This is a genomic window from Leifsonia xyli (assembly GCA_001647635.1).
Lineage (GTDB): Bacteria > Actinomycetota > Actinomycetes > Actinomycetales > Microbacteriaceae > Leifsonia > Leifsonia xyli_A.
Genome location: CP014761.1, coordinates 1950399 through 1971706, shown reverse-complemented (window position 1 = coordinate 1971706; position 21308 = coordinate 1950399). Strand labels below are relative to the sequence as shown.

19 protein-coding genes and 1 tRNA gene are annotated in these 21308 nt (G+C 66.6%); 6 read left to right on the top strand and 14 right to left on the bottom strand.

Going from position 1 to position 21308, the window contains the following annotated elements:
• Positions 1–5 precede the first annotated feature (5 nt).
• The 6 genes from A0130_09615 to A0130_09590 all read right to left on the bottom strand — a co-directional run bounded on the left by A0130_09615 (position 6) and on the right by A0130_09590 (position 6562).
• Positions 6–1631 carry a hypothetical protein gene (locus A0130_09615; protein ID ANF31896.1) on the bottom strand — a complete coding sequence of 542 codons (1626 nt, stop codon included), beginning with the start codon at positions 1629–1631 and terminating at the stop codon, positions 6–8.
• On the bottom strand, positions 1628–2359 hold the full coding sequence (locus A0130_09610) for a deaminase (protein ID ANF31895.1): 732 nt from the start codon (positions 2357–2359) through the stop codon (positions 1628–1630). Before A0130_09610 ends, A0130_09615 begins: the two co-directional genes overlap by 4 nt.
• A 978-nt stretch (positions 2360–3337) precedes the next feature.
• On the bottom strand, positions 3338–4156 hold the full coding sequence (locus tag A0130_09605; GenBank protein ANF31894.1) for a hypothetical protein: 819 nt from the start codon (positions 4154–4156) through the stop codon (positions 3338–3340).
• Positions 4153–5202 (bottom strand): hypothetical protein, encoded by a 1050-nt coding sequence (locus A0130_09600; protein ANF31893.1) that lies wholly within the window; start codon positions 5200–5202, stop codon positions 4153–4155. Before A0130_09600 ends, A0130_09605 begins: the two co-directional genes overlap by 4 nt.
• A complete protein-coding gene (locus A0130_09595) occupies positions 5199–5585 on the bottom strand; it encodes a 6-pyruvoyl tetrahydropterin synthase (GenBank protein ANF31892.1) in 387 nt (128 codons plus the stop codon). Before A0130_09595 ends, A0130_09600 begins: the two co-directional genes overlap by 4 nt.
• Positions 5585–6562 (bottom strand): dehydrogenase, encoded by a 978-nt coding sequence (locus A0130_09590; GenBank protein ID ANF31891.1) that lies wholly within the window; start codon positions 6560–6562, stop codon positions 5585–5587. Before A0130_09590 ends, A0130_09595 begins: the two co-directional genes overlap by 1 nt.
• Positions 6563–6666: 104 nt before the next feature.
• On the opposite strand from A0130_09590, the gene A0130_09585 reads away from it, so the two are divergent.
• From A0130_09585 to A0130_09565, 5 genes are read left to right on the top strand one after another with little or no spacing between them, the layout of a single operon-like run.
• Complete coding sequence (locus A0130_09585) at positions 6667–7404, top strand: CDP-alcohol phosphatidyltransferase (protein ANF33378.1); 738 nt, start codon at positions 6667–6669, stop codon at positions 7402–7404.
• 59 nt (positions 7405–7463) lie between these two features.
• A complete protein-coding gene (locus A0130_09580; GenBank protein ID ANF31890.1) occupies positions 7464–8246 on the top strand; it encodes a hypothetical protein in 783 nt (260 codons plus the stop codon).
• 37 nt (positions 8247–8283) lie between these two features.
• Positions 8284–9162, top strand: coding sequence for a hypothetical protein (locus tag A0130_09575; GenBank protein ANF31889.1), 879 nt, complete (start codon positions 8284–8286; stop codon positions 9160–9162).
• Complete coding sequence (locus A0130_09570) at positions 9146–10396, top strand: hypothetical protein (GenBank protein ANF31888.1); 1251 nt, start codon at positions 9146–9148, stop codon at positions 10394–10396. Before A0130_09575 ends, A0130_09570 begins: the two co-directional genes overlap by 17 nt.
• Before the next feature lie 13 nt (positions 10397–10409).
• On the top strand, positions 10410–10784 hold the full coding sequence (locus A0130_09565; protein ID ANF31887.1) for a hypothetical protein: 375 nt from the start codon (positions 10410–10412) through the stop codon (positions 10782–10784).
• 54 nt (positions 10785–10838) lie between these two features.
• On the opposite strand, the gene A0130_09560 is transcribed toward A0130_09565, so the two are convergent.
• Positions 10839–10912 (bottom strand) — tRNA-Gly (locus tag A0130_09560).
• 470 nt (positions 10913–11382) lie between these two features.
• The gene (locus A0130_09555) at positions 11383–11568 is read right to left on the bottom strand and encodes a hypothetical protein (protein ID ANF31886.1); all 186 of its coding nucleotides are present in this window, start codon (positions 11566–11568) and stop codon (positions 11383–11385) included.
• Positions 11569–12288: 720 nt separating this feature from the next.
• Here A0130_09555 and A0130_09550 point away from each other — a divergent pair.
• Entirely contained in the window at positions 12289–12897 is a 609-nt protein-coding gene (locus A0130_09550; GenBank protein ANF31885.1) for a hypothetical protein, read from the top strand.
• Positions 12898–12915: 18 nt separating this feature from the next.
• On the opposite strand, the gene A0130_09545 is transcribed toward A0130_09550, so the two are convergent.
• The 6 genes from A0130_09545 to A0130_09520 form a co-directional block, all read right to left on the bottom strand.
• Entirely contained in the window at positions 12916–13791 is an 876-nt protein-coding gene (locus A0130_09545) for a hypothetical protein (GenBank protein ID ANF31884.1), read from the bottom strand.
• 484 nt (positions 13792–14275) lie between these two features.
• Entirely contained in the window at positions 14276–17008 is a 2733-nt protein-coding gene (locus tag A0130_09540; protein ID ANF33377.1) for a hypothetical protein, read from the bottom strand.
• 503 nt (positions 17009–17511) lie between these two features.
• Complete coding sequence (locus A0130_09535; GenBank protein ANF31883.1) at positions 17512–17799, bottom strand: hypothetical protein; 288 nt, start codon at positions 17797–17799, stop codon at positions 17512–17514.
• 1267 nt (positions 17800–19066) lie between these two features.
• Entirely contained in the window at positions 19067–19930 is an 864-nt protein-coding gene (locus tag A0130_09530; protein ANF33376.1) for a hypothetical protein, read from the bottom strand.
• 706 nt (positions 19931–20636) lie between these two features.
• Positions 20637–20999 (bottom strand): hypothetical protein, encoded by a 363-nt coding sequence (locus A0130_09525; protein ID ANF31882.1) that lies wholly within the window; start codon positions 20997–20999, stop codon positions 20637–20639.
• Positions 20996–21265: a transcriptional regulator gene (locus A0130_09520; protein ANF31881.1), complete on the bottom strand. Its 270-nt coding sequence runs from the start codon at positions 21263–21265 to the stop codon at positions 20996–20998. The genes A0130_09525 and A0130_09520 overlap by 4 nt, the downstream gene beginning before the upstream one ends.
• Positions 21266–21308 lie beyond the last annotated feature (43 nt).

The following is a 21308-nucleotide window of genomic DNA, read 5'->3' as shown; positions in this document are numbered from 1 at the left end:
CGGCATCACCCGCCGAAGGCGTCCAGGAAGCGGTTGCGGAACGCATCCATTCGCCAGACGGGCGCCGAGGTCGACGGCAGCATCCCCGGCTCCCACTTCCAGGAGGCGATCCGCTCCATCACCGCAGGGTCCTTCGCGATGACGCTGACGGGCACCTCGTGGTTCGCGCCCTCGCCGCTGACGATCGTGGCGGGCTGGTGGTCGCCGAGCACGACGAGGACCAGGTTCGGGTCGTGGGTCTCGGTGAGGAAGGAGAACAGCGAGCCGAGGGAGTACTGCACCGACTGGCCGTAGAGCTGCTGCACGCGGGCCGCGTCCTGCCAGGCGACGCCGGGGCTGAGACCTTCTGCCGGCTGCGGATCGTAGACGGAGCCGTCGCCGATCGCATTCCACGGGACGAGCTTCGGGAGCGGGGTCCAGGGCGTGTGCGACGAGACGAGGTCGATCTCCGCCATGACCGGCGCGTGCGGCTTTTCCAGCACGGTCCGGTCGAAGTGCGCCAGCGTGTACTGGTCGGGGATGCGGGCGTAGCTGAACTTCGGTCCCCGATAGCCGACGTTCTTCGCGTTGAGCTGCGTCCCGAACCGGTAGAAGTCCGTGCCGACGGGCCACGGCTTGGTGTCGGACGGGACGTCGCTGAAGGTGTCCCAGCCGGCTTTCCGGAAGGCGGTGGCCAGGGTGAAGCGATTACCGGAGGTGATCTGGTCGTACTTCTGCTGGCTGTCGATCCACAGGCCGGTCTGGAGCGTGGAGTGCGCGAGCCAGCTGACGCCGCCGAAGGTGGGGGAGTCGAGGAACGCGCTGCGTTCGCTGTAGCCGTGAGCAGCGAGCTGCGCGTTCCCCTGTCGCAGGACGGCGTCCACACCGGGGGAGAACGAGCTGCCCTGGACCGCGACCTGGCCGTAGCTCTCGACGAAGGCGACGATGACGTCCTTGCCGCGGAGCCCGGTGAGGAGCTGCGAAGCGGGAAGACCCGCGTACGGATCGGTGGCGGCTTCCCGGGCGAAGACCGCCTGGTCGCGGCCGGCCGCCTCCACCTGGGCGACGCGCGCCGCTGCGGTCGGGAGCGGATCGGCCGCGGCGACCGGCTCGCCCGGTACGAGCTGGGCTCCCACCAGGGCGACGACGAGCCATCCCGCCGTCACGGCGGCCGCGCCGAGGGCGGTGGCGCGGAGGTGGCGGCGGAGCAGCCGCGCGAGCCGGAGCAGGGAGGCGGTGACGCCGACGACCGCGGCGACCGCGAGCAGAGCGACGAGCAGGAGCAGGAGCAGCGCGCCGAGGTCGCCGGCCGAGTCCTGCACCACGCCGTAGCCATCGACGAGCTCCGTCCAGCCGGACACGGGGTCGAAGGGGCGCCCGACCGTTGCGGTGAAGACACGGTCCAGTGCGGCGCTGACGGTCGCCGCGACCAGCACGAGGGCGACGACCGCGGCGATGACGCGGCGCAGCCAGCGCCACGGGACGAACGCCAGCACGGTCAGGGCGAGCACGGTGACGAGCGGGATGCGGACCAATGCCAGCGCGGACCCGGACGCGATCACGCCGGGCGCCGTCGCTGCGGCGAACAGCACGACGACGGCCGCCGTGGTCGCTAGCGCGGAACGGACGGGACGGACGCGGGCGGCGGTCACGAGCGCACCACCCGGCCGTATTCGAGGGGACGCAGCTCGACCTCCTCGAACCGCGCCGACAGGGCGTACCGCAGCAGCACCACATCCCCGATCGGATGGGCGTCCACCAGCCGCGCGCGGTTGTCGGCCGTCCACGGGAAGTCGCCGTCGCCGACGAACCGCGGCGCCCGGCGGTCGCCGACGAACAGCGGCGCGACGGCGAGATGGAGCTCGTCGACGAGGTCGTCCGCCAGAAACTGCGTCAAGGTCTTCCCGCCGCCCTCGACCATCAGTCTGCCGGCACCGCGTGCGCCGAGGTCTGCGAGCAGGTCGCGCATCCGGACAGTCCCGCCGAGCGGGACGACCTCGGCCGCTCCCCCCAGGCGCCGGCGGATGCGCGGCGCCTCGTCACGCGGGCAGTAGACGAGCTTCGCGGTGTCTCCCTCCGTGAAGAATGCGGCGTGCGGGTCGAGGTCGCCGCTCGCGGTGACCGTCGCCTTCCAGGGCGAGTCTCCGAGACCCGCCTCCGTGCGCCTGCGCTGCCGGTCGCGGTCCCGCACCAGCAGACGCGGGTTGTCCAGCCGGACGGTGTGCGCCCCGACCAGGATGACGTCGCTGCGGGAGCGGACCTCATCCACCCGGTCGAAGTCCGCCGGGTTCGAGAGCGCCAGCCGCGGCGGCCCGGCGGTGTCGAGGTAGCCGTCCAGCGAGACCGCGCAGCTGAGGGTGACGTACGGGGTGTCGATCATGGTTCCTCCCGGAGCCGAGGGACGCGACGAAACGGGTGAGAAGGGATGCGACGGCCGGAGCGATCCGGAAGACGAGCACCCCGGGCAGCACCGAGACGACGGCCAGCACACCGAAGACGGTGGCTGCCGACACGCCGGTGGCGGCGCCGAGGCCGGCGACGGCGAAAGCCCAGCCGGCCACGCCCTCGCGCGGCCCCCAGCCGCCGACCGAGAGCGGGATGGACGTGGTGAGCAACACCACGAGCGCGAGGACGAGCATCCGTGCGGGCTGGACGTGCGCGCCGACCGCGACAGCGGCGACGGCGAACGTGGTGACGTGGCACGCGACGACCACGAGGGAGGCCGCCACGACCTGGATCGCGGCGGCGGGTGAGCCCAGCCCGGCTCGCAGCTCCGCGGCCTCGCGACGCAGCACGCTCCGCACCCGGGCGCTGGCCAGAGCCGCGGCCGCGAGCCCGAGGGCCGCAGCGGCCAGGCCGATCCCGATCACCGGGAGCAGCCACCCGGCGAACTGCGGTCCGACCAGCACCAGCACCACGACCGTGACCGCGAGCTGGACCGCCTGGCCGGCGGTGCGCTCCACCGCCACGGCGCGGGCCGCGGCGCCCAGGCGGTCGGTGCTGCGGCCGTGGTCCACGGCGCGCTCAACGTCCCCGACGATCCCACCCGGAACGACGCTGTTCACCAACTGGGACCGGTAGTACATCCCGACCGCAGTGCCCCACCGCAGGTCGGCGCCGAGCCGGACGGCGATCAGCCGCCACCGCCACGCGGCTGCCGCCGTCGCCACCGCGCAGAGGACGATCGCCACGATGACGGTCGTCGCGTCCACGCTGCGGAGGCCGTGCAGGAAGGGGGCGCCGCCGAAGCGCAGGACGACCGCGACCAACACCGCGCCGCCCAGGACGAGGCGGACGATGACGCCGACCCGACGGGAGTGCAGCATCCGGCCCAGCATCGGACGCGGTCGGACGGCGGTCATCGCGGCCATGCCAGCACATCCCGGTGGTAGACGACGGCCGAGAGCTCCCTGCGACCGGCTTGGGACGTGCGCAGCTCGCGGTAGCCCGCGATCCGGGTCGCCAGTTCCGGCGACTGCTCCTCCGCCGCGCCCAGCCAGCCGTCGAACCACTCGCTCAGCAGCTGCGGTTCGGCGTCCGAGAGGCGCCAGGTGGTCAGCGCCGTGCGGACGTTCCATCCGGCGAGCCGGAACAGTCCCTGGACGATCGGTGCGCCGTATCGGCCGAGGAGGCCACGGCCCTGCACCGATCGCCGCTGGTGCGCGTTGAACGCCTCGGCGACGCGACGGTCCTGCGCGTCCCACGGGCGCAGGTCGACGTCTCCGGTGACGCTCAGCGAGAACAGGGCGGGCGCGCCCGCGGCGACGCAGGCATCCACGATCGCGTGTGCCTCGGACGCGGTCAGAACATCCAGGAGCGCGGAGGCGGTGACCAGCGAGGCGCCTGCCAGCGCCCCGGCGTCCAACCGGTCGAGTTGGTCGACCCGGGTGCGGAGGGCGACCGGTGCGCCGTGCAGGTCGCGCGGGCGCGGACCCTCGAACGCCTGCGCCGTCAGGCTCGCGTTCCAATCGTGGAGCACCCAGGCCTGGGGACCGGGCAGCAGCGGCGCCAGCCAGCGCATCATCGACCCGGTTCCGCTGCCGAGGTCATGCACGGTGAGCGGGCCGGCGGGCAGGATGTCCGGCAGGCCGCGCGCGAGGTCCAGCGAGCGGGCGCGGGCATCCTCCGCCTCGCGCAGGGCGAGCCAGTCGGGGCTGACCTGGATGACGTCGCTCACGAGGCCGCCGCCCTCGTCGCTCCGGCCGGGTGGGAGTCCGTGCTCTCGATGCGTCGCAGCGCCGCCGCGACGGCCTCCACCGCTGACCTCCAGGTGCGGCGCGCTCCCCGAGCGCGGAGGGCTTCGTCGTGCAGAGCGCGGCGGAATTCGGCGCTCGCCCACCACCGCTGCAGCACCACCCGGATCGCCCAGGGATCGTCCGGCGGCACGATCATCGCCGCATCGTTCACGCCGATCGCCTCGGGCAGGCCGCCGACCTCCGTGACCAGCACCGGGATGCCGTGCGCGAGCGCGTCCGCGACGGCCATCCCGTAGCTCTCGAGGCGGGAGGGCTGGACGACGAGGTCGGCGCGCGCGTACGCCTCCGCGAGGGCGTCGCCGCCGAGCACACCGGCGAGGACGACGCGGTCGGCGAGACCGGCGGCGTCGATGCGCTCACGCAGAGCGGCCGCGAAGCCGGGATCCGTCGTCAGTGAACCGGCGACGGTGCAGGTCCAGCCGGGCCGGCCGGCGAACGCGCTCAGGGCCTCGACCAGCAGGTCCTGACCTTTGTGCGGGGCGACCGCGCCGACGCAGAGCAGGCGCCCTCCCGACGGCGACGGGGAACTCGGCGCGAACTCATCAGTGCCCGGATGCGCGACCGTGATCGCGTGCGGTTCCGCGGCATCCTGCGCGATCAGTTCGGCGCGGGTCCACGCGCTCGTCGCGATGACCTGACGGGAGGCGTAATAGTCGGCGCGTTCGGCGTCGCCGAGCTCGCCGTCGATCATGTGGGTGAGGATCGCGCAGCGCAGGCGCCGGGCTTCGGCAGCGACCGCGCCCGTCTCGCGAGCGACGAGGAGACCGTCGACCAGCACGAGCGCATCGTCCGGCACGCCGGCGAGCGTCCGCCGGAGCGCGCCGGTGCGCTCCGGCACCGGCAGCATCCGCACGTCCCACCCGGACGCCTCCAGCCCGTCGCGCAGGCGACGGTCGTAGACGTTCCCTCCGCTGACCCGCTCCGGGTCGTCGACGGTGTCGGGAACGGCGAAGAACACGGTGCTCACAGCGACCTCGAATAGCTCGCCCACGCGATGTGCGACTCGTGCAGGGTGACGGTGATCGAGGTCAGTGCTCCGCCGAGGTCGCCTGCGCGTTCGGCCAGCCGGTCGGCGATGGTACGGCAGAGCACCTCGGTGGTCGTGTTGACGCCCGCGAAGTCGGGATCCTCGTCGAGGTTGCGGTAGGTGAGCGCTCCAGTGATGTCGGCCAGCGCGGCGGAGGCGCGGCCGATGTCGACGACGACGCCGTCCGCATCCAGCTCGTCGGCGCCGAACGAGGCGTCTACCACGAACGTCGCGCCGTGCAGCCGTTGCGCGGGTCCGAAGACCTCGCCGCGGAAGCTGTGGGCGACCATCAAGTGGTCGCGGACGGTCACGGTGTACGGCATCAGGCGTCGCTCCAATCGATCGTGTGGCAGAGTTCCCCGCTGGGTCCCTCCGCGAGCCGCGACATCACCTCCGGCAGCTCCCGCCAGGACGACGAGCCGGTGAGGAGGGCGTCGAACGCCGGATCGCGCAACAGCTCGAGCGCCAGCGCGAGCCGGTCGCGGGCGGTGCGGGACCCCCGGCGGCGCTGTGCGACGGCGCCCACCTGGCTCGACCGGATGCTGAGGCGCCGGGAGTGGAAATCGGCGCCCAGGGTCAGTGTCGCGGGCCGGTCGCCGAACCATCCCGCCTCGATCACTTCGCCCTCGGTCACGACCGTTTCGAAGGCGAGCTGCAACCCGGCCTCGGACGCGCTCGCGTCGATCACCAGGTCACGTCCGTGCGGGGCGTCGCCCGGCGTGGCGAAGGCGACCCCGAGCCGGGCGGCCACGGCGGCCTTCGCCGGATCGACATCCACGAGCACCACCTCCGCCCCGGGTATGCCCGAAGCGAGACGTGCGATGCAGCATCCGATCATCCCGGCCCCCACGACCGTGATCCGGTCTCCGACCAGCGGGGCCGCATCCCACAGCACATTGATGGCCGTCTCGACGGCGCCCGCGAGCACGGCGCGACGGGCGGGGACGTCCTCCGGGACGGGGACGACGTCGTCGGCGCCGACGACGAACGCCGACTGGTGCGGGTAGAGCGCGAAGACAACACGGCCGACCAGGGCGGACGGCCCCTGCTCGACGACGCCGACGTTGAGGTAGCCGTACTTCACGGGTCCGGGGAACGCGCCCTCCTGGAACGGCGCGCGCATCCTCTCGTACTCGCTCGGGGGTACGCGACCGTCGAACACCGTCGTCTCGGTTCCGCGGCTGATGCCGGTGTGCAGGGTGCGGACGAGCACCTCGCCGTCTTCCGGGGCGGCGAGCGGGACCGGGCGGAGCGCGCCGGCACCCGGCCGCTCGACCCAGAACGCCGTCGCCTCGCGCATCCGCGGACCTCCCATGAACCTTCGGCGCACCGGTCGCGTGTTAAACGCGACAAGGTGCTCTCCTGGAACACGAGGTGGATGTGAGAACGGTTCAACGCGAAGCGATCGGATGGGCCGCGCTGTGGGGAATCCTGGTCCTGCCCCTCGCCGCCCTCGCCGCCGGCGGGGTGTCCTCGGTGCCACTGATGGCCTGGCTGACGGCCGTCGCCTACCTCGTCGTCACCACCCTGTTGCTGATGCGCGGCCTCCGCCGCCACGGCGCGGTTCGCTTCGGCCCGGCCAACGCGGTCACCTCGCTGCGCTCGACGCTGGTCGGCCTGATCACGGGCCTGGTCGTCGCCTCGTTCGTCGCCCCGGTGCCCGTCCCCCTGCTCGTTGGCCTCACCGTGCCCGCCCTCGCGCTCGACGCGGTGGACGGATGGGTCGCCCGCCGTACGCGCTCCACCAGCGAGCTGGGGGCGCGGTTCGACATGGAGGTGGACGCGTTCCTGCTGCTCGTGTTGAGCGCCTCCGTCGCCCGCGACCTGGGCCTCTGGGTGCTGACGATCGGCCTGCTGCGCTACGCCTTCGTCGCGGTGGGGTGGATGCTGCCGTGGTTCCGCGCGCGCCTGCCGTACCGCTACTGGCGCAAAGTGGTCACCGCGGTCGCGGGGATCGCCCTCGCCCTCGCGGTGGCCGGGGCGCCCGTGCCGGTCGCCGCGGTCGCCGTCGGGCTGGCGCTGGCGCTGCTGCTGGAGTCCTTCGGTCGCGACGCGCTATGGCTGGTGCGTCAGCGCACGGCGACGATGAGTGTGCTGAGGTGCGCCGTGATGGAGTCATCCCGCTGGCGCCCGCGGGGTTAGCATGGCGACCGCGCCGCGCTCGCGGCCGCTGGCCCACCCCCGACCATCGTGAGCACGCCGTGACCGATCAGACCCTCTCCCGCCCCGGCGCCACCCTCGCCTACGAGGTCGACGGCACCGGCCCCATCGTCGTGCAGGCGCACGGCCTCACCGCCGGCCGGGACGCCGACCTCTCCATCATCGACGTGCGCGGTCTTGCGTCCCGCGGGCACCGGCTCGTCCGCTACGACGCGGCCGGCCACGGCGGATCCCCGGGCTCGGACGACCCGGAGCGCTACCGCTGGCCGGTGCTGGCAGACGACCTGCTCGCCCTGCTCGACGCCGTCGGAGCGGACGGACCGGTGGATGCGGTCGGCGTCTCGATGGGGACGGGCACCATCCTGACCGCCGCCGTGCGGCATCCCGAGCGGTTCCGCCGGCTCGTGCTCGCGCTGCCGCCGACCGCGTGGGACACCCGCGCCGGCCAGGCCGCCATGTACCGGCAGATGGCCGACCTGATCGACGAGAAGGGCTGGGACGCGCTGACCGAGTGGATGGCGTCGTCCCCCGTCGCGCTGCCGCCGGTGCTGGAGGAGCGCGGTGTGGGCCTGCAGACCCAGCTGCGACCGGAGACCGCGGCGACCGTGCTGCGCGGCGCGGCCCTCTCGGACCTCCCGGAGCCGTCCGCCATCGCCACCCTGCGCATGCCGGTGCTGCTGCTGCCCTGGGCCGGCGACCCCGGGCACCCGCTCTCGACCGCCGAGCGCCTCCACGAACTGCTGCCGGACTCGGAGCTGGTGGTCGCCGAGCACGCCGCGGACGCCGACACGTGGCCGGAGAGGGTGGCGGCGTTCCTCGCGTGAGGTCGTGAACCACCCACCGGATCGGTATGGTTCAGGCGTGACGAGGATCCTCTTCGACCAGACCGTCGACACCGATTACGGCCAGTTCTCGCTCGAGTGGGGCGACGAGGTGTGGGACGGGGACGCTGACCGGTTCTTCGCGGGCCAGTCCAACGGTGTTCCGGAGTTGGATGAGGCGATCATGCCCGTGTTCTCCGGGGCTGGGGTGGCTGCGCATGTGGTCGACGGGCCTCAGACGCTTCCCCCCCGATCCGTGCTGAGGACTCCGAACCGAGCCTTCGCGTGCGGACTCCACGCCGTCCCGCGGCATGGCGGCGGCATGTATGTCGGGGCCACGAATCATCTGTTCGCTTCACCGGTTTCCGCACCGACCGTCGACGATGCGGTGTTCCTTTTGAATTGCGCTGTCGAACAACTTCACGCGGGATTCTCTCGGGGGCGGATCGCCGAGCTCATCAGCGGCAACCGACCCGTTTCCGCCGATGCCTTGCCACTGATCGGACGAGCTCCCGTTCCTGGCCTTGTCGTGATTGCGGGAACCTATCGGGAGGGCATACACCTTTCGCCTATGATCGCCGATCACGTCCGCGACATCGTGACCGGCGCAGCCGAGGACCCCCTCTGGGAGCCGTTCCGGCCCGATCGCGCGCCTGTCTCAGCAGCCCGGGACACCGTTATCGAACGCACCGTGGAGCATGCTGTGGCCGTCGGCGACGAATACGGTTGGGATGTTCCGTTGAGTGTCCGAGACGACTTGGCTGCCAGCTACAGGGCACACTTCACCCGCGTACTGGACTGGCTCGGCGTGGAAGCCGTCCCTCCACCCGAGATACTCGTCGAACTTCATCGTGCTCCGGAGATGGTGCGTGCGCTTCGCGCACACGACAAGCGGCGGACCCGTGTTGCGAGCCACTGAGCAACGCAGGCTGAGCACGCTCGTCGCAAGCCTGTTCCTCACACAACTCGGTGCGGCCATGACCGCTGTCGCAGCCGTCCTGCTGCTGGTGGATCGATTCGGTATCGGTGTCGAGTCCGGTGTCGCTCTCGCGCTTCAGGTAGCACCGAACGTGCTCTTGGGCCCGGTCGTCGGAGATTTGGTCTCGAAGAGGGACCCTCGAAAGGTGGCCGTTGCGTCGTCGCTGGCGAGCGCACTCGTCGTCATGCTGTATCCGCTCGCAACGACGCCCGCCTTTGCGAGCGTCGTCGCCGTCCTGATCGGAGTCGCGGGACTCCCAGCGATCTCGTCCCGCATGGCGTTGAGGGCGAGCGTGATACCGGAGGCGCTCCAGCAACAGGCCAGCGGGTACATCGTCGCCGCCGAGCGTCTAGGCCTCGTCCTTGGCCCACTTGTCGCGACCCTGATCGCGACGGCCGGGAACTACACGTACATCTTCTACTTCGAGGCGGTTCTGGCGAGCATTTCGGGGGCGCTGATTCTCACGTTGCCGCGACCCGCCATGTCCACGCCCACCCAGCAGGCGCGAACAGCCGGATGGGCGGGCCGCCTCGCGGGCCCCTATCGACGGGCCTGGGCGCTCGTCCGCAGCGACCGCCTGATCCTCGAGTACACGATCAGCGGCGTCCTCTACTCGGTAGGAATCGGAGCGCAGCGACTACTGCTGCCGGCCATGTTGGTTGTGACCCTTCGGACAAGCCAGGATCAACTCGGTCTCCTGATCGCTGCCCTGGCTGCAGGGGGAATCGTCGGCGGCTTGGCGGTTGGGCGGTTTCGCATCTCATCCCCGGCTCGATGGTACGTGGCGATCACTCTCGCCGAGGTTCCACTCTGGCTCGCCACCCTCGTCTCGCCCAATGTGGGAGTCCTCGTCCTGCTCTTGGCGCTGCTCGGGGTTCTCGAGGGGTCCGGAATCGCCATCTACTTCACCGAGATCCAACGCCGAATACCGGGCGATCAGATCGGGCGCTACTTTTCGCTCATGAGCCCGTCGGTTGATGTGGCCATCGTCGCCGGCGTGCTCGCGATTTCGATCGTGCCGGAAGCCTCCGTCCCTGTGGTCGGCACACTGCTCGTCGCCGGAGCCGCGGGGCTCCCGTTTCTCCTGCTCTGGCGATTGGTCGCGGAAGCGGTGACTCGGGGCGACGGGCGCCAGGCCTCGACTGCGCACGCCGGCGACGCGTTGCGCCCCTGAAGAAAGTAGCGATATGCCCCAGCAGACCACCGCATCCACCTCCCGTGCGGACTTCGTACGCTTCCTCCTTGAAGCTCCCCGATCTCCACACGTGGCCCAACTGGGCAGCGGTTCACGCCCACTCGAGCATCTGGTCGATGAAGCACTCGCCGCCCTCAGCAGCAGGTCCGTCGGCGCAGGAGATCGAGTCGTCGTTCAGCTGACGGATCCGTCGGTCTTCACAGGGACGCTCATCGCCCTGTGGCTCCTCGACGCCACGCCGGTGATCGTGGATCCGCGAGTGTCGGACACGGCTTTTGACGAGCTCGTGAGAGTGGCGCGGACACCGATCCTGACAACAAACGGTGAGGTCGACCCCACCCGCGACTACCAACGCAAAAACGGCTGAACCCTCGTCTCCGAGGGTTCAGCCGGCCGTTCACGATGTCCCGAGACATCACATCGGAGCGAGTGACGGGAATCGAACCCGCGCTATCAGCTTGGGAAGCTGAAGTTCTACCATTGAACTACACTCGCGTGGCCCGGAATCCCAGTAAAACACTGGGGAGGAGGGCTGCCGCCCAGACTACCCGCTCAATGGTTTTTGGCCAAACTCACCGTTTACTCACCGCTTTGTGATCAGTGCACCTTCTTTCAGGCGGCAAGACCTGCTTCGGCCTGAAGTCGAATGCCTTGCGCGGCGAAGGTTCGTGCTTGGCTAATTGCGGTACCTTCTGGCGAGGTCGAGGGGAGACCCGGTGAACTCTATCGATTGGCGGCATATCGACGAAGGCGTCTTCAACAAGCTTGTCGACGCCCTCATCGTCCGCGACTATGCAGGGAGCGGCCTAATCGCCACGGCGATTGATGGCCGAGGCGGAGACGGCGGGATCGACATTGATGTGACTGTCAAGAAGACCGGGCAGCTGGTCAAGATCCTGCAAGTGAAGTATTTCCCCGAAGGCTTCTCGGGAGGCCATCGGAATAGGCGCCGTCAGATCAGAGACTCATTCGACAAGGCTATGGCCGAGCATCATCCCCCCGTGTGGGCGCTGGTGACCCCGCGCAAGGTCACGGCTCAAGAACGCAAAGCCGTTCTCGACATGCGCCGCGGGCGAATAGTGCGCATGGAGTTCATTGGGCCAGTCGAGCTGGATCTGCTCCTTTCGAAGTACCCGGAGATCCGTGATCACTACCTCCAGGACTATGGGATACGGCTACTTTCAGCCATCAATCGTCCAGAAGCTGCGCTGACACAATCAGGGGACTTAGCGAGCGAGACACGCCGCATTCAGAAACAACTCGACGGTCGGAGTCAATACTGGGGCTTCGCGTTTGGCATCGAGCAGGACGGAACCTATACCGAAACTCTCTACGCGAAGCGGCCGGATGCGCCGATTCACGAACCTCTGACCGTCAACTTCACGGCTCTCTTTAGTCCTAAACACGAGGATCTGCGCACACGTTTTCAGGCTGGAATGGACTATGGGCTGGCCCGCCCTTTGGTGCTTCCCTCAGACGTCGTCACCTCCTTCAAGAAGGCGGGGGCGTCGTGGTTCGAAGAGGAGGCCGGCGGAGCTGAGGTTCACCTCATTCCAATGCCACAAGCTATAGGAAAACCGGTCCAAGTTGTCGCACTCGACAGAAATGGTTCGCGATTGGCGAGCCTAAGTGGTGCGACCAAGAGCATCGTGAGTGGCGCGAAAGGCGCGACGGTAGATGTGGAGTTTGACGGTGGATTCAACCAGCTGTGGCGCTTTCCGAAGGATCTTTCGCTCCACGGGGAGGTCACATTTGAGTACGGTCCTACTGGCCACAGAGCACGAGATGTGCGTGGCGCGATCCGGTTCGTCAATTCGCTCACACGAGCAGAACGGCTGACAATCGCAATCGATGGCGCCGAACCGATTCCAATGCAGCTCAGCGGAGAAGCGAGTCGCGAGATCCCAAAGGCCCTTTCGGACCTGATAGAAGATCTGGCGTTCATCGAGAATGAGCTAGATGTTGCATTGGTCATCCCGGAAGAAGGCGTGACAAATGACGAACGTCTCTGGGCCCGAATCATTGCTCGAGTCCTTCAAGGGCGTGCGGTTCCTTATCCAGGGATCGATGGGTTCAACTTCCAACTGACCGGTGCCATCGGCGACAGTATCGAGGGATTCCTCTCCGAGCCACATGCGATCGGAATGACCCATTCCGATTGGTCCATGACGCTCCTTGGTGCGGAGGTGTACGTCGGCGACGTTGTCACCTACCACCCGCGTGCATTTGTCGTCGATGGGACCCGGCACCTGGAAGCGCTTCGGGCGGGAAGAGGCAAGGACCGCAAAGTGCAGGTCAAGGCAATCGATGATCTGCCCTTTAGCTTCTACAGCCCAACCCGACTGGAGAAGGGGCGGCCCGTAGTTACGGAGCAGTGGGGGATCGAGGACGCGCCGGACGTGCCAAACCTCGACAAACTTCAGGAGCTCCAACGTGCGGGGATTTCGCTCGTGCCGCCGCAAGATGAAGACGAGGAGTAGCGCACGCCCTGGGCGTGGCTACCGACGTGTCATATCAGCAGTGTCTTCGGGCAACGCAGTCCAGGTCTTGGAGCGTCTTCCGTGGAACCTGAGTGCAACTTCGAGGGCCTCGACGGCCCGATTCATCACGAGGGCGACGAGCTCGGTCCCTGAGGTCAATTTCACGTGAGCGGTCTGATCCTCTTCATTCACGATTGCCTCGGTTCGGTGAAGCGCCGTTATTAGCGCCCATTGCTTTGCGTGAGACATGCCCGACAACAGTTGCCAGATCGCGACCAACGGCATTCTTTGATGGTGAGCAATGGCTGGGTCCCGTTCGATGACCTCGTCGGCAGATTTGACGATCAGCGTGTGGGTGGAGTTCATCGGCCGGAAAGCCTTTGCGTCCCCGAGAGTCCCGCGAGCCTCCACGAGGTTGCGAATCTCGGAGAGAATCTGGTCCCGGGCGCTCGCCCCGTCCTGGCCGAGCGACGCTTGAAAGGCGAACTGTTTCTGAGCCTCGTCTGCTGCGATCCCGTAGGCGCGCACGAGTCTGTCGTCGCGCGCGTCGGGCGACAGCAAATAGATGGCAAGTGATGCGTTCTCGATCGCTGCTCGAAACACTGGGTAAAGGGCGGTCATCGGTAGTGTGCCTGCTTCGAGAACCATTCGCGCTGTCAGCAGCGCGTCCAGTGACGCTGCCATCGCCCCACCCTGGAGGCCGCCTGCCCGCCACCGGCCCAAGAAGCGGTCGTCGACGGCAAGGGTCGAGCCCGCTTGAACGAGCATGTAGGGTCCGTTGAGCTTCGTCTCGAGGTCATCGATTCGCGGGTACGTTTGCGCCCATAACGCGATACCGAGTCGCTCCCGCTCCTCGTTGGGAGGCTTGTTGAAGTCGAAGGCGTCGACCGACATGCACCAACAATATGGGGCAGTGCGGAGCACCAGTGGGCCGACGGTGCCGACCAAGCTCGGTGGATGGGTGGAAACTTGGGTGGTGAACACGCCAGAGCCGATGCCACGGCCATATGGGGTTTCGGGCCAAGAAGCGGTTGAATTGTGCAGAGAATGGATGGCACACCTCGGAGCTGTCGATGTGGTGAGATCCTCCGGCGATACCCGTGAAGCTTGCGATCTGTATAGCAGCGGCTATCTCGCCTGGGTCAGCGACAGCCGGGGCAACCTGGATGTCGATATGGTCGATCACGCAGCATCCGTCGCCGCATACGACGGCCGACTACCGCTGATCTTTCTTCCTGGTGGAGTGCGGCCAACTGCTAAACAGCGCGCACATGCATGTGGCGTCGCACTTCTTCGGTACCGTGCAAACGACGGTGCTCTCGACGGCGCTAACGAACTTGGTCGACAACTTCGCGCCAACGGGCTTGCTTAGACGCGATCAGCGAGAGAGCGAAGCGCCAGCGCCCTCAACGCTAGCGTGCGTCGAATCCGCCTTTGCTTGGGCGGCACGGTTGAGCTCGATTCGAGCGGCCAGGCGCGAAGCGTGGAGCGTCTCTTCGATGGTTCCTCGCTGCATCATTTCGACGAGTTGAGACTTCGCGGACACTTCGGTCGGCGCCACAACGACTACCGAATTGTCGATCCTTCCACGCGTTAGTCCCACGTAGAGTCCGGCCGCGTCTACGCCCGGGCCGACGAGGGATAGTTCGGTGGTCTCGCCTTGGAGGCCGTACACGGTTGATGCGTATCCGAGGTGGAGGTGTGAGCCGGCGTAGTCGTGGCTGATGTTCCGAAGGTCTGACGAATCTGTCGGCGACACGAGTACCACCTTCTCGTGGGTGACCTTCTTTACGATCCAGCTCTGACGATTCTGCACATCTGCGGAACCGTCGTTGCGGCGTGTCTGGACCACGTCGCCGACGAAAATGGCCTGACCTGACTGGCCAACCACGCAGCGGTCAGTCTTGATCGCGCCGTCCGCGATTCGGCGAGCCTGGATGCCTTCGCCAACTGCTTGGGCTTCGGCATGAGTCGCCGTTACAAGCGCGATCGACATACCGATCTGGCGCGCATCAAACCAGCCCTCGATCATTGCGTCACGCGCCGCAGCGTCACTGTCCGTGAGCACAACGTGGCGGGTGTCGACAAGCTCATCTGCGACGCCGGCCGCGACGTCTTTGTTGCGCGGGTCTCGAAGGCGCAGGGTAAGGTCCGCCCACTCCGGATCCTTATATCGATGAATGGTGGTGAGCTCGACCTGGTCGGCCGCGTACCGCCAGAAGAGCGCCATTGCACCCGAGTGTCCAACTGGGAGCGCTTGGCGTTCGTCGCCGACGAGGGCCACTCCCGCACCGGTTCGGGTCAGAACGTCGACAAGGGAGTTAGCAGCTTCGAGGTCGAGCATGCCGGCCTCATCGACGACGATCCGATCCCCGGGTCGGATCCTGATCCGAGGACCTGCATAAGTTCCTCCCGTTACCGGATCGAAGTCTCCAGTATTCAGACGCGTCCAGGTTGTTGCTCCCGTTTCGCCCGTTGACCAGCGCCAGCCGTAATCAAAGAGAAGTTGGTGGAGTGACGATGCCGCGCTTTGAGTCTCGCGACCGGCGACGTCCGATGCTTTCTTCGTCGGGGCAACGATGATCATGTTTCGACCACGGCGGCGCAGAGCCGCGTTGGCCACCTTGAGCATCGTGGTCTTTCCCGTACCCGCGGCTCCGGAGATGGCGACAGTACGCGAGGTTCCCGCGATTGCGGTGGCGCCGTCGACTTGACCCTCGTCAAGAGCGCGACTCGGCTCTACGATCCCAGCGATAGCCCTGACCTCGTCTGGATGCATCGTCGTCCCCGTTGCGGAGAGCGCTTCAACCCTGTGAGCCAGGACGGCCTTGAGCGTTGCGGTGTTGGTCGCCATGAGGCCCTTGACGTGGTCTGGAACCTTTGAGTCCGCAAGCATCGCGACGGTAAGAGTCCGCTGAGCAACAGCGGAAACCTCAATGGCGACCGCGTTTAGGTCCTCCCGGCTGGCCACGACGCCGCTTGTTGCGACTGCTCGGAGCGCGCCCGCTCTTATGTCCATCACGCTGAACCGGCCGCCGGTCCCCGTCGAACGGGCGTCAGCGTCGACGACGGCCTTGGCGGCGAGTAACTCAAGGTCTAGGTCCGCTACTGACGCCTGAGCAACTTCGACGCGGCTGCTAGCTCGATGGATCGCGGGATCAGCGATTACAAGTTCTTGACGGATGAGCTCGGCCCAGTCGTCCTCGTTCAGGTCGCTGGGCTTGTTGGGTCGACCTGCTGCCCACGCCCAACGGTCGATCTGATTCAGCACATCGCGCGACGGATCCTGCCCGGGATGCTGTTGCTTCCACCACGCGGTTCGGGAGAGTTTGTTAGCTTCGATCTGCGCGGACCGCTTCGACAACGGTCGCACCAGGTGCTGCAGTTGGGAGATCTCCCCGTCCGCGTTGAGGGTGAACCCTTTCGCGGCCAGAGCGGTGATCCAGGCGGGATCGGTGCGGGAGGCGAGGTCGCCTTCGGCGTTGATCACGTTCTGGAACCGCAACGCCACCCTAGTGTCGATGTTGGACCACTTCCCGTCCTGGCCTTGGACTTTGACATTCAGCCAGAGGTGACGGTGCTTGTGCGGGTCCAGGGAGCGGGAGCGTTCGTGCCGGAGTTCGACGACCTCGATCCGGGCCAGGTTCTCGCGGATGGCGCCGCCATTGCCGCGGCGGGCGTTGAGCTCGCCCTGCCACAGCTTCACTATCCGGTCGCGGAGCCGGTCTTGGAGGTCTTCGTAGGCGGCTGCCAGGTCGGGGTCGAGCATCGCGGCGATCGAGAACGACTTCGGAGCGTTGATCGTCGCATCCAGAATCAGATCCGCAACGGGAGACTCGAGATCCCGGCCGCGGCGTTCCCCGGTGAGGGGGTCGAGTCCGTCGACCCAGTCCTTCAGCTGGTGCCGGGTGAGGAGGTCGTCGCGGATGGCCCCGTTCTCCACGATGTACCGGGTCATCACTGCGTCGGCGTAGCCGGCAGCAGCGATGACACCATCGGCGGTCTTGGCGGTGAGCGTGGCATCACAAACGCCGCTGAAGGCGTAGTCGACGGCTTGCTTGACCCCGTGGGACTGCTGCCCTCGCTTCCACCTGGCTACTCCACCTCGCACCTGCACTCACCTCCCACACACCTGATCTCGAGCTTCCCGAAACTGGACAGTCTGGTCCTTTCAAAAAGAACTCCCTCTACTTATTACTTCCGGTTCGGCGAGCGTTTTGGCGCGCAAATGGCGCGCGCTGCTGCTTTCCCGAATCCGCTCTGTCCCCCTTCAACGGTGACCGGCCAGATCTGGCCTGTGTTTGCGGGTATTTGAACGGGCCACCCGCGGTCACCTGTGAATTTGCAACCCGTGACGATTCCGCAGCTCATACCGAGTGCAAATCCGGCCGTCTCGACGCGGCGACGGTTCACGCTAAGGGGACCCCGCGCGGCTGTCAGAGAGCCGCGCTGTGCTGTCCTGTCCGAATCGAATGCCCTCATACCTACACGTTGTGTTTGAAAGCCGCTTTTGACGCGCGAACCCCGGAAATGTCCGAAACCCGCTAGGAATCGCGGGAATCGTAGCGGTAGTTCGGCTCGAACCGTGCCGTGGACCGCGCGGCCATCGTGCGTCTAGCCACCGACGCTGTCGCGCACCGACTGCGGCTCACGTTGTTCGATGGCCAGGCGGGAGAAGTTGACGAAGGGCACGCACGCCGTCTCCGCGGTCAGCGCGGCGAGCCACCCGATCTGCGTGTGCGGGTCGGCGGCGATCGCCCATCCGTCCAGCACGAATGCGCTGACGATCTCAATGCACTCGTACTTCTCAGAGGCATTCGGGTTCGGTAAGCCTCCCACTCCGATGAGTCCGCCTTGCAGTTCCGGTGCCATGTTGCTGGTGTCGATTGTGAATACCCGCATCCCACTCACTTCTCAGGTGTCGATCGTCCTTGACTGCCTTTCCGGCGAGTGATCGAGAGCGAGTGGGAGGTGTGGAGTGCCGGGACCGTGGAGTAACGGGGGAGCGCAGCGGAGGAGGATACGCCGCGAAAGCCCGGCACGGAGCATCGGGAGCGAGCTACGATCGGGCGGCGGAAAGGCTCTCAACCGCACCAGCGCAGCGCCGTGTGCGGCGTCCTCGATCCGTCCCGGCCGGCCTCGCAAGGAGGCTCTCATGCGTCTGCTCGCTGCCGTGAAAATAGTGTGGGCCCGTCTGTCGCAGCAGGTTTGTCTGACGCGACTGATTACATCTGCACGGAGGAACCAGATGTCTGATGTGGCGACGAAGCTTGGCTCGAGCGCGATAACCGGGTTGATCGGTGTTTGGGGCGAAAGCCGCCGTAGACGACTCGACGACGAGCGCACACAAAGGCGAGAAGCGGCAGCCGACCTGCTCGCTTGGATACCTGAGCTCCGGAATCGCCTCCTCTTGCTGGAAGCAGAGTACGACATTGAAGCGTGGCGCGACTTGATGACGAGGGCGTATGCATCTGCACGCCGAGTCGAGCAGACTGTGCCCCACGGCTGGACGCATCTTCGTCAGTCATTGTGGGATGCCGTTGGCAGCGGCGCCGGGTCGGTTGCCTGGATTGACCTCGATCCGACCTTCGTCGAACCAAGGCTCAGCTACCACCATCGATGGACATCCAACGCCGTGGAGTACCTGGAGTACGTGCAGGCAAAAGTTCAGCGCTGGCACAACGCCTTTGGGTCCCGACGTGCTCGCAAGGTCATCCTTCTCAGCTACAACAACTGGCTGCTCAAGACCGGCCTCTGGTCGCCGAACGAGTACTCAACGACGCGTTAGCTACTTCGCTTCCACGCGGCTCAAAGCCGCGCCCGTGATCGCTTCCGCCCTGACATGGGGCCACCTCGACGTCGCTAGCTCAGCCACGCAACGCCGCAATGTCCGCGCCCACCGACCGACCATTCCACTCAAAGTGCCTGCGTGCATTCGCTCTTTGCCGGCCATTCGCTTCTTGCTCCGTCGGTTCTAGCCTTGGCCGTTGTATTTGGGTTCTCCCGATCTGCGTCCTCCTCTTGTTGTTCCCGTTTCTTCGCTTGGCGTCTTTTTCACCACGTCTCGCCCGATCTGTTCTTCGAGCCGCTTCAACGCGGTTCCGTTCCCCGACGGCGAAGAGCCCCGATCCGAGTGGATCGGGGCTCTCTTCGCGGTGCGGCTGACGGCCTAGTGAGGCTTTTCCACGACCGCCGAAATCGTGTGCGCTGCCTTTAGTACTCGCGCGGCCGTGTCTCGAACGAGGGCCGTGTCCTCGCCGGCCCAGCCCGTTAGGTAGCCGATGCTGTACGCGCTGGTATCGAACCCGGACAGGCCCGCGACGATGTAGGCGACCGATTCGGCTTCCACCTCCATCCGCCCCCGGTGGGCGCGGTACTCGTCGAGATCCTCGACGTGGCGCAGCTCGATATGCGCGGTCTCGTGAATGAGTGTCTTGGCCGCGTGCTCCATCGCCAGGTTTTCCGCCATGGTCACCCGGTGCAGTCCGGGATCCGTGTACCCGCTCGCGTTCATGAGCGGTGCGCGTTGGACACTCCATCCGTTGGCTTGGAGGTGCGTGGTCAGGGGAGCGATGACGCCGTGGTCGTCGTGGCCGGTTAGGCGGCGGGTTGGGTTCTGGGGGAGGGGTTCGGCTTCTTCGATTGGGTCGGTCTGTGCAATGTCGAACACGGAAAGGGTGGGGAAGTAGCGCACCACTCGTTGTTCGCCTTCGGTCTCGTCTGTGTCGTCGTCGCGGCTGGCCTTCCTCTCGCGGTAGCCGAAGATCTTGATCGCCTTCTCGCCTTTACGAACTTGTCGTCCCTTGGTCTGCCACTGTCGGAAGCCGGCGACGATGGTCGCCTTGGGGTTCTGGGAGAGGATCAGCAGGAGGTTGTTCAGGCTGTAGTTGTGGAAGGAGCGGGCGAACTCGAGGAACGCCCGCCACTGGCCGCTGTCGGCGAGTTGTTGGACCTGCTCCACGATCGACGCGTGAAGTGCCTCCGCTTCTACCTGTCGCGCCTTCGCGCTCCGGATGATGACTTTGCCGCTCATGATCTCGAACTCCCTCATCGTTCTTCTGGCCGTTCCGGCACAAAGATCGATAGCGGGTGGAGGCAGCGGAATGCCCGGAGGCAGCGGTTGCTAAGCGGAGTGAGCGCAGCGAGCGGAGTCTGCAAATAGCGACGACCGGGCCTGGAGCTGCCGGAGCTTGCTATGGTCGGCTGCCGGATCGGAGAGAAGAGTAAGGAAGTCAGCACGCCGAAGGCGTCCGATCGAGCCCTGTCCAATCTGGATGGTGAACGAGTTGATCAGGCCGCTGACTCCTCCTCGGATGAGGTCATGGTCGGTGGACGGTGTCAATGTCTTGGCCGGCAGGGTTATTCGACTTCGACGTTCTCTTATCGCTGGCCAGGGAAGATTGGGCGGCTGTGCGTGCAGCGCAGCGCATTGTGCTCACGATGTCGGATTCGCAGAGCCGCTCGGCCTCCTGCTCTGGTTCGGTTCGGTGTGCTTCGCCCTAGTGGGAAATCAGGCGAGTTCCCCACCGAGTGGAGAGTGCCGCAAGAACAAGCGCGACTGGCCCAATGAGGAAGATCCATCCCCAGGCGTACTCGACGGTGAGGATGATCGCGATGACAGCGATTCCAGCGCCCACTACGCAGATGACAAGCCCCATCAGGGCGCGGAATAGACGCGCTGTCGTGTTCTCCATCGGACTTACCTTACGAGATGACCCGAGGGCGCATGCCCGCCGCCATCACGGCCGTAGGTACGCCCAGCCTTCGCGTTGACGGATCACGAGGTGAGCGATGCCGGAGGGAACAATGACGGTGTCGGCCACAAGTTGCTCGGCGTCGATGTGTTCGCTTCGGAGAGTGTTCCGGCAGGCGTCGACGGTGAGTCCGCGGTGTTGGAGCGTGCGGACGGTTTCGTGGTGCGGGCTGTCGGGCAGAAGGATGCTGATCCCTGGCCCATGGACGACGAGTTCGATGTCCGTTCCCGGTTCGAGCGCATCGATGAGGTTGCTGACGTTCCTGAGGACGTCGGCGTGCTTGGCGGGGTCGGCCTCATCGAGGTGAACAACCACACCGGACGCTACGGCGTCGGCCACGTCGTTCACGCGAGAGTCATGAAGAGCTTCTGGAGCTCTTCGACCGTCATCGGGTCGGAGTCGTCGTCGGGGTCGGTGATGCATTTCTGCATGGCGGTGGAGATGATCTGGAAGCCGGCTTTGTCGAGGGCACTCGAGACTGCGGCGAGCTGGATGACGACGTCGCGGCATTTGCCGCCGTTCTCGACGGCGGCGATGACGGCGTTGAGCTGGCCCTGCGCGCGGCGGAGCCGGTTGAGGACGGGCTTGATGTCGGCGGCGGTGGTAGTGGCCACGGTATGTTCAACTTTCTCGATGGCGCCGAGGGGGCGTCGCGGG